A 16360-nucleotide genomic window follows, 5' to 3' on the forward strand; every position below is an offset into this window, starting at 1 on the left:
CGGGCTGCACGAATCCACAGGTCGTGGATTGGAACAACGATGGCATCCTGGACATCATCTTCGGCGAGCGCGAAGGCCATATAAACATCTACACCGGCAACGGCGACGGAACCCTCCATTTCGTCGCGCACCTGTTCGACGACGCATCCTCCGAGATCATGACCAACTACAACTCCTCGCCCTACCTCGTGGACTGGGACGAGGACGGCAAGCTCGACCTGCTCCTGACCGGCCACCTCACGGAAACCACGAACGGCGGCATAGTGAGGGTCTACCCCTGCTCGGGCGACGACCCCGATTCCCCCGTGTTCGACGCGGACTACATCGATTACACAGACTTCTACAATCTCTGGCGCACGACCTCGCAGCCCTTCGACCTCGACGGTGACGGCGACAAGGACCTCGTCCTCGGATACGAGATGGGCGACGTGTTCTTCGCCGAGAACACCGGCACGGACGAAGCCCCGCAGTTCACGGGCTATGTCCCCCTCCAGTGCGCTTCGGGTGCGATGAACGTCTACACAACCTTCCCCGGAGGCGGGAGAGCGCGCGAGAATGTGTTCGACTACAACTCCGACGGGGTTCCCGACATCCTGTCGGGTTGCAGCAACGGCTGGATCTACGTGTTCCTGGGCAGTCTCACAGGGATCGGCGGGGACGAACCCGAAGCCGGCCTCTCGATCGGCATTCTGGAAACGCCTTCGGCGGGGGTATTCCCCTACGAGCTGACCTCGCCCGGAGGAAGCGATGCGGATATCAGGGTGCTCGATCTCAGCGGACGCACCGTGATCCTCCTGGAGGGCGCCGCTGCCGGCCAGGGCACCCTCGATCTCTCGGGCTGCCCGTCGGGTGCCTACCTGGTCACCGCGGAAACTGACGGCGGGATCGCGACCGCGAGGCTCGTGAAGCTCTAGCAGGCTCAGATCTCTCTTCTCGAGGGGGCCGGTCTCCGGCCCCCTTCTCGCTCATTTCCGAGTCATCGGAAATGAGCAGGTCCGGCAGCGGCCTGCCACCAGGCGATCAACCGGCATGGCAAGCCGCGAGAGGACCGGAGCGTACTTACTGCGGGCTCTTCCGAGAGCCGGCAGTGTGCGCACGCAATGGCTGGAGTCATGGTCTCTCGCATGTTTGCTCTGCAAACATGCTGGCGACGCCTTCATTTCCGCTCAGCGGAAATGAAGGGTTTGACAACTCGACAGTAAGCTGTCATGTTACTGTCATGAAAGACGGAACAGGTTCGGAAAGATTCTCTATAGCAGAGCTTGCAGCGCTTGCAGGAGTCAGCAGGCGCACTGTCAGGTTCTATGTCCAGACCAGGCTGATACCCCCTCCCCATGGCGCCGGCAGGGGCAGCTACTATACCCGCAACCATCTCGAGGCCATCCTCCACGAAAGAGCCAGACAGGCCGGCCCTGCCCATCCCCGGGTACCGGCCGGCCCCGTGTCCGCCGGAGGGGCTTTCCACTCCGAAACCGTGACGATCATCCGGCTTGCCGGGGGGTACTCCCTGCTCGTCGGAAACGGTCAGGCCGCACCTTCCTCGAGCGTACTGGAAAGGCTTTCCGAAACATTGAACGATCCCGGTGGCTCGGCCTCCGGTAAAAGGAGAGAGGGCGGCGATGAAGAAGAAGGATAGAGCGGCACCCGAGGGCCGGGACTGCGGGATGGTGACTTCCGGGGGAGTGGCCGTGCCCCTGAAGGGTGTGGCCATGGACGTCAGGGTCCGTGGCGCTGCGGTGCTCACCACGGTTTCCCAGCGGTTCCGGAACGACGAGGAATCGCCCATAGAAGCTCTCTACAGCTTCCCCCTGGAGGAGAACAGCTCGGTATGCGGCTTCGAGGTCGAGATCGGGAGCCGCAGGATCAGGGGCAGGGTGGAGGAGCGCGAGAAGGCCTTCGAGAAGTACGACGAGGCTATGCAGAAGGGCGATTCGGCCTTCCTCCTCGACCAGAACAGGCCCGACATCTTCTCCGTGTCGGTCGGCCGGCTCCTCCCCGGCGAGGAGGCCGTGGTCCGCATCAGCCACGCGGGGCGGACGGAGAGGTTCGACAGAGGCCTCCGCCTCCGTGTCCCCACGACGATCTCTCCCCGCTACATCCCTCCCGAGAAGGCCGTGGAGATGGACCCGGCGGAGCTGGACGCCATACTGCCCCCTGCCGTGATCGGGGGCGTGCCCTACGGTCTCTCGATGTCGGTGGACATAGAGGCCGGGTCCGCCATAAGCACGATCTCGTGCCCTTCGTATCCCATCACCGTCTCGATTCACGGCAGGAATGCCCAGGTGGGCCTGGCCGTGCGCGAACCGCAGCTCGATCAGGACTTCGTGCTCGACATCGAGCTCGCCGAACCGGGCAGGGCGGGCGTGACGGCATGCCGCGACGGCTCGTCCGTCGCGATGATGCTCAGGTTCAGGCCCGTCCTCGCGGAATCCGCGAAGGAGCCCAGGGATGTCGTGTTCATCGTCGACAGGTCCGGCTCGATGGCCGGCGAGAGCTTCGAGGAGGCCAGGGCCGCCCTGCTGCTCTGCCTCAAGTCGCTCGAGGAGGGTGACAGGTTCAACGTGGTCGGCTTCGGCTCCACCATGGACATGATGTTCACAGCACCCGTCGCCTATGACCAGAAGAATCTCGATGTCACGACGGCGATAGCCGGGAAATGGATTGCCAACCTCGGCGGAACCGAGATCCTCGCACCGATGAAGGCCGTGCTCGAGAAGGCCGGGAGGGGCAGGAAACTCAATGTGCTGCTGCTGACCGACGGCGAGGTGGGCAACGAGCGGGAAGTCATCGAACTGGCCGGGAAACACAGGAAGAACGCCCGCATCTTCTCGTTCGGCATCGGGCGCGGGGCCAGCGGAACGCTCGTGAGGGGAGTCGCGAAGGCATCCGGCGGAATGGCCGAGTTCATCTTCCCCGGGGAGCGGATAGAGCCCAAGGTGATGCGCCAGATGGCCAGACTCTCGGCCCCGTATGCCTCCGATACGAAGCTCGACTGGGGCGGGCTCTCGCCGTCCGTCGCGGTTCCCGCGGAACTGCCCGCGTTCTGCACGGGCGACGAGATAGACATCCTTTGCAGGGTGCCGGCCGTGAAGGACGCCCTGGTGCGGATCATGGCAGCCGATGGTTCGGTGATCGCGGAATGCACGGTCGATGGTTCTATGCCTGTCTCGGATGATCGCACGATCACGCTGCTGCTGGCGCGAGACCTGATCGCGTCCATCGAACAGGGGGCGGCTTCCGGGGGATCTGAGCAGTCGGCGAGGAGACGGAAGGGCGACGAGGCCCGGATCCTCTCCACAGCTCTCGAATATGGCCTGGTCTCCTCGCAGACCAGCTACGTGGCCGTCGAGGAGCGGGAGGGCGACGATAAGGACGGCACGGTGAACCTAAGGCGCGTCCCGGTGGCTCTCACCAGAGGCTATGGCGGGATCCAGGCCTGTCTCCCGTGCGGGGCGCCCCAGGTTGCTGTTTCGATGGCATTCGCTCCCTTCAGGGGGATGAAGAAGGCCGGCCGTTCCCTCATCGGCTCCCTCTCGAAACCTTCAGCGGTGGAAGTCGATTCGGAAGAATATCACTTCGCCGGTGAAGGTGCGTCAGGATCAGGGCCGGCGGCAGCGGACCGCTTCATGCAGCTCGTCGGCCTGCAGCTCGCGAACGGATCCTGGAGGCTCGGGAAGGAACTCTCGGCACTGGTGGAGGTCGAGGGCTTCGATGCCCTGAAGGCTGAGGTCCCGGAACGACTGAGGAAGGACGAAGTCCTGGCGACGCTGGTCGCGCTGTTCCTTCTCCGCAGGGATTTTGCCGACAGATCCGACGAATGGGCCCTGATCGCGGAGAAGGCTCTGAAGTGGCTGGCGGGCCATGGTGTTCCCAGGCCGCCGGATCCTTCGTCCGGCACCGAGCTGGCCGGCTGGCTGAAATCCCTCTAGCTCGCAGAAGGGGCCGGGCGGAATCGCATCGCCCGGCCCCGCCCCCGACTCTGCCTCCGGGTTCTGGACTCCGGAGCGGTCCGGGGTCAGTCCAGGAGGACGAAGCGGGCTGGTGCGGCTCCCGCGCCGGGGCACACCACCGAGTAGACCCCTCCCGGGAGCGTCCCGAGATCCAGCACGAGCTCACCTGGCCCGACCGATCCCGTCTCCGCAACGATCCTGCCCGCCAGGTCGACCACCGAGAGGACCGCACCAGGCTGCAGGCCCTCCGGAACGAGGACTCTGAGCGATCCACCCGTGCACGGATTGGGCGACACGATGATGTCCACGTCGATGGGCGCTCCCCCGCCCTCCACCGACGACGGGCCCAGAGGTTCGGCCAGGGTGGCGAGAAGGGCCACGGCCGCACGTGCGACATCCGTTCCGTACGGGAAGCTTGGCATGTAATTGAGCAGGAGGTCCTCCGGCTCGTGATAATAGGGGTTGTAGCCGCCCCAGATCTCGTCCGCGCTGCCTTCGGCCAGCTCGATGGCATCGTAGCCGTACTTCCAGAACGAGGCATGGTCGCTCGGCGCACCCGGATCGTACACGATCCTGGGGAAGATCGAGGGGGCGTACTCCGCGAAGGCTTCGCCCGCCGCGAGCGCCAGATCCTCGGATGCGGCGTCGTATGGGATGAAGACCGAGTCGGGGTCGTTCGGAGCCCAGAGGATCATGTCGAGGTTGATGGCCCCGCGTATGTCCTCGCCCGCTTCGTAGGCCTGCTGGACGTAGTACTCGCTCCCGACCATCCAGAACTCCTCGGCCGTGAAGAGCACGAATCGCACCGTGTTCCTGAACTGGTACTGCGCCATCACCCTGGCCGCTTCCATCACCGTGGCGCTGCCGCTGCCGTCGTCGTCGGCCCCGGGGGCCGTCGAAGGCTCGTCGCAGTACGAGTCGAGATGGGCGCAGATGATGTAGATGCGCTCGGGGAACTCGACGCCCGGTATCTCGGCTTCGACGTTGCAGATCGGCAGGCCGCCGTAGTCGAAGTACTGCTGCTCGCAGGGGATCCAGTGCGTCGACATCCAGGTGTCTGCCCAGTCGGCACAGGCATCGTACTCCGGAGAAGTCGCGTACCGCGTGCCGTAGCTCTGCATGTGGGAGATGAACGCCTGCAGGCTGTCGCCGTCCACGGCGGCCGCTATGTCCGCCACCAGGGCCGTGTCGACCATCGTGGGTTCAGGTGGCGCAGGTTCCATGCGAGCCTCCGCAGGGCGCAGAGGCCTCAGGATGCCGACTCCGGGAACCGTCACCAGGCCGCGATCCGGGGAGGCGAGCCGTATCAGGATGAACCTCTCGGTCTCGAGCACGACTTCACCCGGAAGAGAAGGCATCGCGGACCCGCACATGGCTCTGTACAGGATCCTGTACGAGTCGGGATCGACAGGAGCCTCATCGATCGCTGTCCAGGACACGCCTGAAGGTTCCAGGTCGCCCGCCAGGGCGAGGAAGCAGTCAGCCTCCGTGTGCAGTATGGTCATTCCTTCGATCCAGGAGGTCGCGGCGGTGTCACGGATGTCGCACTCCACGTACACGAGGTCGCCTGCGCCCGTCGAGGCCGCGACAAGCATCACGAGACAGACAGTTGAAACCATGATCCCTCCCGGTTCGTGACAACTCGAAGATACATGTCGATCCGATGCCGGGCTACCTTCGGAACAGCCCGGCCCCGACAGGCGGTCCGTGTGATCCAGTTCATCGTCGATCTTGTGATCCGTCCGGGATCGTCGGCGGACTCGCCGGATCCCCGCAGTACAAGGTGCGCCGCCCGGGCTCGAGGCGGGCAGTCTGACGGACTTCGAACATGCTCTTGCATACGGAACCAGATTGAAGGAAAATCAGGGTCTACGGCATCATCGACCACCGGCGAAAGGGGACGAGATGCGCAGGAAGAGTGGAACCGTGTCTGCAGCGCTGTCGAAGAAGCTGGACAATCTCACTTCCATCCATCATGGATGCCCTCCAGGCTTGCTCGAGAAGATCCGTGAAGCCGAGGCGGTCGAATCGGAAGCCGCGGAGGCGGAGGCCATTCCTGCAGGCCGGGATGTCCTGGCGGTCGCGAAAACGATCAGACCGGGGATGGCAGCCATGCGCAGAGACTTCATCGAGAACAGGAAGAGCATCATCCGGGGCAGGCGGCTGCTCCAGCCCGTTCCCATGGGCGGACCATGGAGCGGTTCCGATACGCGCTATGCTGAGAAGCTGACCGCCATCAAACTCTCCAATCCCTGGCGCTGGCCGATTCCTCCGGATCCGCCTGCCTCCACCTTCAGGATGACCCTTCGCTGCCGCTCCGGATCGGCCTGGAACACGAACGACCTCGACTACATCCACTGCGGGGTGGCGGGATGGTGCGACACCTGCTCCGGAACCCCCAGGCTCTCGAACCTGAACGGGAAGGGCACTATCGTCGACAACCTCGATCTCGTCTGGTCGGGGACCGTGCCGGGGAGCGGCAAGTATCTCATGGCTCCCGGTCTGACGCTTCTCTGCGACGGTTTCTGCTTCGCGGACGGGTATGCGAAGCCGGGAGTGGATGCCTCCGCGGAAGCGACGATATTCTGCTTCCTGACCCTGGGGGACGACATTCTGGCCGAGAGCGCCGTCGACATCGCGGAGACCGAATCGCATATCCTCGCGGGTACCGAGAACTTCGGCGGACCGATACAGCTCATGTCCGACCTCATCTGTTTCGATGCCGTGAAGGACCAGGAACTGCAACTCCTCGTGCGGCTCGAGGGCCACACCTGGACTCGCGGAAGAGGAGATGCAGAGGTCCAGGTTGATCTATTCGGCCTGATCTGCAATACGTGGTCCGACAGTGAGATCGTCGTAGGGCTCCAGTAGCCGTCCGACCGGAGGCGGCTGGCGCGGCTGCCATCGCAGGGTCATAATGCCCGCTGACACGAGCGGGATCCCCTGCGGGCGCGGGCAGGGTCGATCCGACGACATGGAGGGTCGATGAAAGCTGCAGCCCTGGCGGCGGTGATGCTGTTCGCAGCATTTGAACCGTTTCCGGCGCAGACTGCGGAAGCAGGTGCGGCCGGAGGAGACATCCAACTTACGGAGCCGGGAATGGACGATACCGGTACCCTGATGCAGGCCCTGCGCGACAGGGCCTCCTCCCGTTCCTTCAGTTCCGACACCCTCTCGACCGAGGTGCTGTCCAACCTCCTGTGGGCCGCCTTCGGGATCAACCGGCCCGATTCCGGCAGACGGACAGCTCCTTCCGCCATGAACCGCCAGGAGATCGATGTCTACGTTGCGTTGGGGAAGGGCCTCTTCCTCTACGATGCCGCAGGCGGCGCCCTCAGGCTGGTCAGCCCCGTCGATCTTCGTGCATCGACCGGGATGCAGCCGTTCTGCGCGACCGCGCCGGTCGATCTCGTCTACGTGGCCGACCTGGCGAGGATGGATCCCGACGGCCGCGGCATGACGGAGGACGAGATGCTCTTCTGGGCGGCATGCGACACCGGCTTCATCGGCCAGAACGTCTACCTGTTCTGTGCGCTGAACGGGCTGGCTACCGTGGTGAGGGGGGCCGTGGACAAGGAAGCGCTCTCCGAGGCGATGGGGCTTCGCCCCGATCAGCGGATAATCCTGTCGCAGACCGTGGGATATCCCGGCGAGTAGCGGCGGTCGGCGCAGGATCCGTCGGATCAGGAACTCAGGTTAGAGAGCTTCCAGTCGTAGTAGCGGTTGATCTCACCCCGCATGGGGTGGCTGTCCAGCGAGATCAGGTACTGCCACGACATGCGGCGCAGTTCCACTCCGCCGTATCTGCCCGGGCTCAGGGAAGGCTCCTTGTGGAGGTTGAGCGAAACCAGGACTATCCTGTCCCTCATCGTGCCTCCGCCCGAACTGACGAACTCGCTCAGCGACCCGAGCCTGCAGGTCAGCCCGCCCGGCGGGGAATGATCGCCTCCATCCAGCCATGAAGCCTCGAAGAACACCGCGGAATCGCAGGTGACGACCGACGCGTCGAAGGAGATCGCCGAATCTCCGTTCACGCCCGTTCTGATGCTGCTCCAGAGAGATATCTCGGACGGGTCCGACGCGCCCGGGGAGAGCCCGAGCCTCGAGTACAGCTCCGATGTCCAGGCGGACTTCGCGGAAGCGTCGGCGGATGCCAGGCTGCCGAACACCGACCAGGTCAGGGGGTCGACATGGTCGAGCGACTGCATGTCGCAGTAGAAGCCCAGCCGCACCGAAAGCCTCTTCATGCTCTCTTCGTCGAAGTCCGGAGGCGAACCGGAAGCCCTGAGCCTTCCCGCCATGGCCGCCGGCAGGGCTCCGCCGCGGGGAGACGCCACCAGATTGTCCGAGAAGTCGTGGACCGCCGTGAATCCGGATCTGCTGCGTTCAGCCTCCACCGCCCTGCCGTTCCAGTCCTTCAGCTCCATCGAAACCTCCGGTGTTCCGAGATGGTCCGAAACCATATGGAGCAAGATACCTGCCAGGATCGCTGCAGATTCCCGCCGGTGTCGAAAACCGCGTGGCTGACCCGCCCCGTCCCGCATCAGTGACTCCTTCGAAAGGCCAGGGCGCGGCCGTCCCCCAGCTGCAGACCCGGGCATGCAGAGTGCAAGCCGGGAGCAGGCTTCGGTCTCTTCCGTTGCCGGAGCATGTGCGGTAGTATCCATTGCCTCCCCCGGGGGAATGGGGAGGATGCGGATCCGGTACAACGCAGGAGGCGCAGCCGGCCGGTCCGGGACGCTGCCGGTGGCGCAGGGAGGGAAGATGGCAGTCTACTATCCGCTCGCGGTAGGGAATGCATGGAAGTACCGGCAGGCCGACGGCAGCGAGTTCACCAACAGGGTCACGGCCGAGGACCGGTCCGCGCCCGGCAGGTTCACGATGGTGAACTCGGTGCTCGGCACCGACCAGTACATGAGGAAGGAAGGCTCCTCCTACCTCACGGACAGCTTCGAGAAGGGGAACTTCCAGGTTCTGCTCAGGGACGACCTCTCTGCGGGCGACACCTGGGACGTGAAGTTCACAGCCAACACGATAGAGAGCATCGTTACGATGACCGTGAAGGAGAAGGGCAAGTCAGTCGAGGTGAACGGCAGGAAGTTCGACGACGTCATGTTCATCGAGGCGGAGAGCAAGATGGTGTTCAACGGGAACGTGATGCCCCTCAACTTCTTCACGCAGTACTACTACGCCCCCGGCACGGGGCTCGTGCTGACGACGTCCACGGGCGGTACGTCGATCTCGCTGGTTTCCGCAGAACTGGTCTGAACAGGGAGGAACAGGTGACGCGAGGCAGGAAGAAGACGTGTCCCGCTGGAGTCTGGACTACCATCTACTCCAGCACCTTCACAGCCGTCCCGTCGGAGTGGACGGTGCGGTTCGAGCCGGCCCGGGCCGGCGGGCAGCTCTCCGGGAAGATCACCGAGAAGCGCACGCTGTGGATCTTCCCGGGCTCCGAGGAGACGCGCGATCTCGCGCCGGAGGTGCGCATCGTCCGCAGATGGATCAACACGTTCTATTCCGTGAAGGTGAAGCCCGATTCCGAGGTGATCGCGACCCTGGTGCGCGATTCGATGTTCTAGGCGGGGCCGCCCTCACGCACCGGGGTGGACCGGGTCGCAGTACAAAACCGGGTTCCGGATCCGGCTCCACCCCTCGGGCCGGGGATATCTGCGGTTCCTGCTCAGTCGTAACCGAAGGGAACTCCCGAGTGCACGAGGGAGAGCCGCCGGACCAGCTCCCTGTCCCCGGTGATTCCGATCCCGAGGAACTCCCCGGCCTGTATGTCCACGGAGAAGGTCGAATCGACACGGATCTCCGGCACTCTGACCCGTATCTCGACCACGGAACTCCTTCCCATGAGCTCGAGACCCGAGGCCAGACCTGTGAGCGGATCGGTTTCCGGAGCGCCCCGGTAGACCAGGGAATCCTCCAGATAGACGTATGTCCGGAAGCCTTCGAAACCGTCCTGCAGGTCGACGTACAGGTACGGTCCGATCGTGGAAGCGGAGATCGCGACCGAAACGGCAGCCGCTGCTGAAAACATCATGTTCCTCCTCCCGATGACCTGCTGCCTGTAGAATACATCGTCCGAAGGATCCGATTCCATCCCGGGAGGGCCATATGAGGATAGATGCCGGTACTGCGGATGCGATGGATGCGTTGTCCTGGGAACGGCTGGACGCAGTCTCGACTATGCTCGGACTTCCTGCAGCCCTCGCTCCCGGAGCGTTCGTCACGCTGGATTCCGGCCTGTTCGGAACGAAGGGCGAGGTGCTGACACCCGAGGGGCATGTCTCGTTCAAGTGCGACAAGGGACTGAAGAAGACGAAGAAGGCTGTCACGACCCTGTACCGGGAAGTGACGTCGATCGAGTTCGACGGCACGGGGCCGTTCTTCAGATGGACCTTCAGGGGTGCGGGCGGTGGATTCGACCTGGAACTGTCGAACTACGAGGGCAGGAACGGCCTGGGTGCCCGCCAGATCTTCTGGTACGACATCGAGGATTATCCCGTCAGGTCGGGGCTGTTCTACCGCGCCGCCGGACAGGTGGTGTCGCGGAGCGCGGCCAGATCGCACTTCGACCATCCCTCGCCGGTGTCCCGGCGGATCGAGGAGGCCGTGTCCTCCTTCGAGGCCGGCCCGGGGCTGGTATCCGAAAGCCTGTCCCAGCCCGACCCATACTTCCTCTGGGCCGGGGTCTTCGACGGGTTCTGCTCCTTCCTTGCCGGCTCCACGATGGCCTGCGACTCCGACGCATCGGGATGGGTAGACCTCTTCATGTCGCTGGACGGATTCTACGCACGCATCCTGACTCGATTCCTGAAGGAGATCGACGAGCGGTCGGGGCCGTCGCTCTCGCGGGAGTCCTCCATACTCGCCCTCAGCGACCAGTTCGACAGGCTTTCGGCGCTCTGGTACGCGAGGAGGATCGCCAGGCTGCACTTCGCAGAAGGGCGCGTCGATTCGCAGCGGATCAGGGAATGGAACCCCTCCCTGCTCACCCCGCGGGCCCTGCAGGCCGGCGGGAGGATCTCGATCAGGCTCCGCGAGAGGTCGATGTACGAGGAGGAGATACGGCTGCTGGGGAGCTGAGCGCGGGCTACCTCGCGCCGACCCTGGCGGCCCTGATGGGGTTCGGGGCCCCGCGCGACTCGGAATGCCCTGCGTCGGAGGAGATCCTCACCGCCGCCGGCCCCTCGCTGCGAGGCAGAGTCCGGAGGGCGCTGGTCTACGCGCCGGACGCGATCGGGCGCGTCCAGACCCGGAGGTTCCCCGGGCTGAGGGACTCCATCCTCGCGAATGCGCCGTATTCATTCCCGATGAGGGCCGCATTCCCCCCCAAGACGCCGGTGTGCTTCGCCGGGATGTTCACGGGAGCCGGGCCGGGGGTGCACGGCATACGCAGATACGAGAAGCCGGTGCTCGCGTGCGACACCCTGTTCTACGCCGTGATCCGCGGCGGAGGAAGAGCAGCCATCGTCGCGGTGGAGGATTCGAGCATCGACATGATCTTCAGGGGGAGGGACGTAGACTATCGCCCGGAGCCCGACGACGGATCGGTGCTCGACTCGGCTCTCGAGCTGATACGCCGTGACGGGCACGACCTGGTCGTCGTGTATCAGCAGGACTACGACGACCTGCTGCACCGCGCCGACCCGTTCGGCCCGGAGGCCCTGCCGGCTCTCGAGGGCCATGTGCGGGCCTTCGGACTGCTTTCGGAGGCGGTGCGGGAACACTGGGCCGGGCACCCGCGGGTCTCGGTGTTCGCTCCCGACCACGGAGCGCACCTCGATGCCGGGTCGGGCAGGGGCGACCACGGGCTCGACATCCCCGACGACATGGAGGTCGAGCACTTCTGGGATCTCGACCCGGCGGCCGCCTTGCGAGCCGCTACCTGACGGCGAGGAAGGGTTCCATCTCCTGACTCATGAGGAACAGGTCCCCCTCGGGCTCGGCGGCCAGGGCCACGTGCGGGAAGCCGAAGTCGTAGCGGAACTGGACGCCGTCCCCCACGATCGTCGCGCGGTCGAGATCCTCGACCCCGAAGGAGTAGCCGTCGTACATTCCGGAGTCGTCATCTCCGTCGCAGTAGATCCCCCTGGCGGCTTCGATGTTCTCCTGCAGCATGCCGTCGAGGATGCCGGCCAGCTCGGCTTCCCTGCTGTCATCCAGCAGGTCTCGCATCGCGAGCCTTTCGCCGGTCGACGTTTCGAACCGGAAGAGGTGATCCTCCGTGGACGGGTACGCCCCGTAGAAGTCCGTGGTAACCGTGATGTCGAGTATCCCGCCTTCGTTGTAGTTCACGGTGAAGGAGGCGCCGACGAAGCCGCGCTCTATCTCGCGGTAGGTAGAGATGGTCTCCTCCAGCGGCTCGCCGGTCATCGACTCCCACGAGAGCGCCTCGTTGATGGCGTCGACCGCGGAGTCACCCGCATCGCCCAGCAGCACGGGAAGAGTGAGGGCGGCGCCCTCCGGACCTTCGCCCAGCTCTATCCGCACAGGCGAAACGACGACCGGCCCGTTCGACCCGGGCAGCGAGATCCAGGCTGGCTGGACCCCGCCCGCCATGATGGAAAGCACGAAAGCAGATACGAGCATATGACCCCTTCCTTGCGGGGGGCTCCTGCCAGGGTGCCCGCCGCGTTCCGGACGATAATAATCCAGGGAGGAAGGAGAAGCCCTGACAACCAGCCCTGTCTCTGAGAGCCCCTGGAGCGCCGGAGCCCGGCGGTCCCTAGGCGGAGCGCCCGGTGTCGCGCCCGCGATGGCCCTCCTCGCGGCCATAGCCCTCCTGCGCACCGCACTCGTCATCGTCGTCGGCATCCCGGCCACGACGGCCAGCGTGCGGTCCTGGCCCATGGAGGACGACTCGTACCAGTACGTCGACTACGCGAGGGAACTCCTCGACGGGCGCCAGGGGTCCGCCGCGATGCGGATGCCGCTCTATCCGGCGTTCCTCGCCGTCACATGGAGCGACGGGCATCCCTGGCTGGCCGCGCTGCTGATCCAGCAGGCCGCCGGGCTCGCCATCGGGATACTCTGCTATCTGATCACCAGGCCGTCCTGTCCCGGGGCCGCCCCGGCGGCGGGCGCCGCCGCCATGCTGCTGCCGCAGCACGTCGTCCTGTCGACCCGGATCATGCCGGACACGTTCGCCCTGCTCGCAGTCGTCCTGTCGGGCTACCTCTGGACACTGGCGCTGCGGACACGCTCCACGAGAACCTATACAGCTCTCTGGGGCGCCCTTGGCCTGACGCTCTCGATCGGCGCGGTCACGAAGCAGGTGCTCCTGATGTCGCCTTCCGTCTACATCGCGCTCATCGCCTTCGAGAAGGCCAGGCGCCCTGCCGTCAGGCTCCCGGCACTGGCCGTGATGCTCGCGGTCTTTTCCGTTCTCCCGCTGTCCTGGAGGGAGTTCAACCGCCGCTCCTTCGGCCTCGATGCATTCTCCGCCCAGGATGCCTTCGAACCCCTGGGGAGGGCGGCGGTCCTGGCCGGCGTCACCGACGTTCAGTCGGTCTGGAGCGGACGGTTCACGGCGCCTCTCGACTCGCTCGCGATGGCCGGGGGTGAGATCGATCCGGGAGCCAGGGACAGCATCTACAGGGTACGCACCCGGGAGATCGTGCTGGCGCATCCCGTAGAGGTGCTTGTGCCGCACCTGACGTCCTGGCCCAAGTTCTTCTCCCTGGGCTACGCGCACAAGATCCTGCGGGCGTCGGGGATGGAGGAGCGCGATCCGGCCCTGACGGCATGGAAGGCGGCGCTCGCCCTTCTCTATCTGGCGATGGCCGCCGGCGCCTGCACCGCGCTGCTGGTTCCCGCGATCCGGTCGCGGACCTGGCCGCTCATCGGACTCTTCCTCGGGTGGGCGGTCTTCTCGGCCGCCGTCTACGGACCCCTGGCGACTACGAGATACGGCGTCACCTTCTACTGGGCCATGGCCATCCTCGCCTGCGCGGCATACCCCTTCGCTGCGGCCCGTAGATGTCCCGGGCAGGGCTCCGCGGGATTCGTCCCGGGGTGACGGGGTCCTGGCGGGAGGCTCCGCCCCCCGCGGAGTTGTCGCATGGGCCGCGATTGCGTATTCCTTCGAGACGGGGTGCACATGTCGCATCCCGACAGCAGGCTTTCTGCAGGGACGGTGGAGCTTGGGGCGGACTCTTGCGTTGCTCGGTGGGAGGCCGCTCTTCGGCGAGCCCCTCCATGTGGGGCGCCCCAACCTGCCCGACAGGAAGCGCTTCGGAGAGCTCCTCGACTGCATGTTCGAGAACCGCTGGTTCACCAACTACGGCCCTCTCGTAAAAGTGCTCCAGTCGAGGCTCCAGGAGAAGCTCGGCGTCAAGCACTGCATCCCCCTCTGCAACGGCACCGTGGCTCTCGAGCTGGCATACCGGGCCATGGGTTTCGAGGGCGAGGTGATCGTCCCCTCGTTCACATTCGTCGCCACGGCTCATGCACTCGAGTGGCAGAGGATCACTCCGGTCTTCTGCGACATCCGCGAGTCGGACTTCACCATCGATCCCTCCGGCATCGACGCCCTTGTCACCCCGCGGACGACCGGCATCGTGGGAGTGCATGTCTACGGGAACCCCTGCGACGATGCCGCCATCTCGGCAACGGCCGCGAGGCACGGCCTGCCCGTGGTCTACGATGCCGCCCACGCCTTCATGAGCGAGGCGGGGGGCGCCTCGGTGTGCCGGATGGGGGCCATGTCCATCCTCAGCTTCCATGCCACGAAGTTCTTCAGCACCTTCGAAGGCGGCGCCATTGCCACCGACGACGACGACACCGCCGAGCGGGTGAGGCTGATGATGAACTTCGGCTTCGCGGGGAGGGAGAAGGACAGGGTCGACTACGTGGGGACCAACGGCAAGATGACCGAAGTCTGCGCCGCGATGGGGCTGGCGATGCTCGAACAGGTCGAGCAGATCAGGGAGATCAACGCCGCCAACCATGCCGTCTACGGCGAGGCGCTGGCAGGCATCCCGGGCGTGCGGCTCGCGCAGCCGTCGCCGGCTCTCGACATGCACAACTGGCAGTACGTCATCGCCCTGGTGGACGAGGAGGCCTACGGCCTCTCGCGCGACCAGCTGGTAAGGGTGCTCGAGGCCGAGAACGTGCTGGCCCGCAGATATTTCCATCCCGGTTGCCACAGGATGGAGCCATACCGGAGGAGCTTCGAGGAGTCGGGCAGGTCGCTGCCCGTGACGGACCGGCTCTCCGGTATGGTCCTCTCTCTTCCGAACGGAGAATCCGTGCTGCCGGAGGCGGTCCGGTGGATAGGCGACACGGTGCGCCTCGCCGGGACGAAGGCCGGCGAGATACGGGCGAAACTGAAGGAGGGCGGGCATGCCTGAAGACCTGAAATCGGGCAGGACGTACGGGGGCTTCTTCCCCCTCGATCTCCCCGCCGCGCAGGGGCGGACCGGCGCGGCAACCCTGCACCTGGCGGAGGGGCGCAGGTTCTACGACGCCCGCAGCGCCCTCGCCGAGCTGATAAGGGCCAACGGCATCGTGGACGTGCTGATGCCGGGGTACATCTGCCCGGTGGTCTACAAGGCCGTGGAGAACGCCGGCGCCTCATGGCGCACCTTCAAGGTGAACCCGGGCTTCTCGATCGACTACATGAACCTGTCCTACACCGCGAAGCAGGGCACCCTCGTGATCGTGCCGTCCTACTTCGGCGTGTACATGCCCGACATCGAGTCGCTCGAGGAGATGATGGACATCTCCGGGTGCAGGATACTGCTCGACTACGCCCAGGCCCTCTACGCACCGTGCCCCGAAAGGTTCGCGGCGGTCTACTCGCCCAGGAAGTTCCTCGGGGTGCCCGACGGGGGCCTGCTGGTGGTCGGGAGGGGCAGCCGGCTCAGGGAGCCGCCCGTCCCCCTGCTCAAGGTCGACCAGGCGGTTTTCGGCGAGAGGATGTCCTGCCACGGCATAAGGCTGGAATACCCTCACGGCGACGCTCTCGACAGCTTCCGCAGGCTCGAGCGCGACATGCCCCTGGGCCCCTACAGGATGTCCGACCTGGCCTCCTCGCTGTTCGATTCCTTCGACCACGCCTCCGCCTGCGAGGCCAGGAAGGCCAACTACGCGGCTCTCTCGGAGGCCCTGCCCGACGGCCCCCCGCCTTGTCCGGGCGTGCCGCTCTGCTTCCCGTTCCCCGTGACGGCCGACAGCTTCAACTTCTTCAGGAGGAGCCTCATCTCGAAGGGGGTCTTCGTCCCCTACTACTGGCCGGACCTGCCGGAGGCCGTCGACGACCTGGGCAAGACCCTGCTGGCCCTGCCCGTGGACCAGAGGTACGCTCCCTCCGACATGGCGGCCATGGCGGCCCTCGTGGCCGCCAGGCCCGGAGTCCGGGCCTGATTCCCGCGGGCACTTAGTTATAAACCGATGAG

At 65.3% G+C, this 16360-nt stretch carries 16 protein-coding genes; 12 read left to right on the plus strand and 4 right to left on the minus strand.

Annotation, left to right across the window (positions count from 1 at the left end):
- Nucleotides 1-23: 23 nt before the first annotated feature.
- The 3 genes from QUS11_02860 (at nt 24) to QUS11_02870 (ending at nt 3929) form a co-directional block, all read left to right on the plus strand.
- Nucleotides 24-914, plus strand: a complete 891-nt coding sequence (locus QUS11_02860) for a T9SS type A sorting domain-containing protein (GenBank protein ID MDM7992233.1) — start codon at nt 24-26, stop codon at nt 912-914.
- 305 nt (nt 915-1219) lie between these two features.
- Nucleotides 1220-1636 (plus strand): MerR family transcriptional regulator, encoded by a 417-nt coding sequence (locus tag QUS11_02865; protein ID MDM7992234.1) that lies wholly within the window; start codon nt 1220-1222, stop codon nt 1634-1636.
- Nucleotides 1620-3929, plus strand: a complete 2310-nt coding sequence (locus tag QUS11_02870) for a VIT domain-containing protein (GenBank protein MDM7992235.1) — start codon at nt 1620-1622, stop codon at nt 3927-3929. Before QUS11_02865 ends, QUS11_02870 begins: the two co-directional genes overlap by 17 nt.
- A gap of 86 nt (nt 3930-4015) precedes the next feature.
- On the opposite strand, the gene QUS11_02875 is transcribed toward QUS11_02870, so the two are convergent.
- Nucleotides 4016-5569 carry a M20/M25/M40 family metallo-hydrolase gene (locus tag QUS11_02875; GenBank protein MDM7992236.1) on the minus strand — a complete coding sequence of 518 codons (1554 nt, stop codon included), beginning with the start codon at nt 5567-5569 and terminating at the stop codon, nt 4016-4018.
- A 286-nt stretch (nt 5570-5855) separates the two neighbouring features.
- On the opposite strand from QUS11_02875, the gene QUS11_02880 reads away from it, so the two are divergent.
- Both QUS11_02880 and QUS11_02885 read left to right on the plus strand, forming a co-directional pair.
- Entirely contained in the window at nt 5856-6821 is a 966-nt protein-coding gene (locus QUS11_02880; protein MDM7992237.1) for a hypothetical protein, read from the plus strand.
- Between the two features lie 228 nt (nt 6822-7049).
- On the plus strand, nt 7050-7607 hold the full coding sequence (locus QUS11_02885; GenBank protein ID MDM7992238.1) for a SagB/ThcOx family dehydrogenase: 558 nt from the start codon (nt 7050-7052) through the stop codon (nt 7605-7607).
- Nucleotides 7608-7633: 26 nt separating this feature from the next.
- Here the strand turns inward: QUS11_02885 and QUS11_02890 are convergent, their stop codons facing one another.
- Nucleotides 7634-8377 (minus strand): hypothetical protein, encoded by a 744-nt coding sequence (locus QUS11_02890; protein MDM7992239.1) that lies wholly within the window; start codon nt 8375-8377, stop codon nt 7634-7636.
- Between the two features lie 337 nt (nt 8378-8714).
- Between QUS11_02890 and QUS11_02895 the strand changes: the two genes are divergently transcribed.
- On the plus strand, nt 8715-9218 hold the full coding sequence (locus QUS11_02895) for a hypothetical protein (protein MDM7992240.1): 504 nt from the start codon (nt 8715-8717) through the stop codon (nt 9216-9218).
- 14 nt (nt 9219-9232) lie between these two features.
- On the plus strand, nt 9233-9532 hold the full coding sequence (locus QUS11_02900; GenBank protein ID MDM7992241.1) for a hypothetical protein: 300 nt from the start codon (nt 9233-9235) through the stop codon (nt 9530-9532).
- Between the two features lie 101 nt (nt 9533-9633).
- Here QUS11_02900 and QUS11_02905 read toward each other — a convergent pair whose 3' ends face one another.
- A complete protein-coding gene (locus tag QUS11_02905) occupies nt 9634-9999 on the minus strand; it encodes a hypothetical protein (GenBank protein MDM7992242.1) in 366 nt (121 codons plus the stop codon).
- Between the two features lie 74 nt (nt 10000-10073).
- Here QUS11_02905 and QUS11_02910 point away from each other — a divergent pair, with 74 nt between their 5' ends.
- Both QUS11_02910 and QUS11_02915 read left to right on the plus strand, forming a co-directional pair.
- Nucleotides 10074-11045: a hypothetical protein gene (locus QUS11_02910; protein MDM7992243.1), complete on the plus strand. Its 972-nt coding sequence runs from the start codon at nt 10074-10076 to the stop codon at nt 11043-11045.
- 35 nt (nt 11046-11080) lie between these two features.
- A complete protein-coding gene (locus tag QUS11_02915; protein ID MDM7992244.1) occupies nt 11081-11851 on the plus strand; it encodes an alkaline phosphatase family protein in 771 nt (256 codons plus the stop codon).
- On the opposite strand, the gene QUS11_02920 is transcribed toward QUS11_02915, so the two are convergent.
- Nucleotides 11844-12551 (minus strand): hypothetical protein, encoded by a 708-nt coding sequence (locus QUS11_02920; protein MDM7992245.1) that lies wholly within the window; start codon nt 12549-12551, stop codon nt 11844-11846. The two genes, QUS11_02915 and QUS11_02920, sit on opposite strands and share 8 nt — an antisense overlap.
- A gap of 166 nt (nt 12552-12717) precedes the next feature.
- Between QUS11_02920 and QUS11_02925 the strand changes: the two genes are divergently transcribed.
- From QUS11_02925 to QUS11_02935, 3 genes are all read left to right on the plus strand, one after another.
- Nucleotides 12718-13980: a glycosyltransferase family 39 protein gene (locus QUS11_02925; protein ID MDM7992246.1), complete on the plus strand. Its 1263-nt coding sequence runs from the start codon at nt 12718-12720 to the stop codon at nt 13978-13980.
- Nucleotides 13981-14122: 142 nt separating this feature from the next.
- On the plus strand, nt 14123-15313 hold the full coding sequence (locus tag QUS11_02930; protein ID MDM7992247.1) for a DegT/DnrJ/EryC1/StrS family aminotransferase: 1191 nt from the start codon (nt 14123-14125) through the stop codon (nt 15311-15313).
- Nucleotides 15306-16328 carry a hypothetical protein gene (locus QUS11_02935; GenBank protein ID MDM7992248.1) on the plus strand — a complete coding sequence of 341 codons (1023 nt, stop codon included), beginning with the start codon at nt 15306-15308 and terminating at the stop codon, nt 16326-16328. The genes QUS11_02930 and QUS11_02935 overlap by 8 nt, the downstream gene beginning before the upstream one ends.
- Nucleotides 16329-16360 lie beyond the last annotated feature (32 nt).

The organism is Candidatus Fermentibacter sp., from assembly GCA_030373045.1.
Taxonomy (GTDB): Bacteria; Fermentibacterota; Fermentibacteria; order Fermentibacterales; family Fermentibacteraceae; genus Fermentibacter.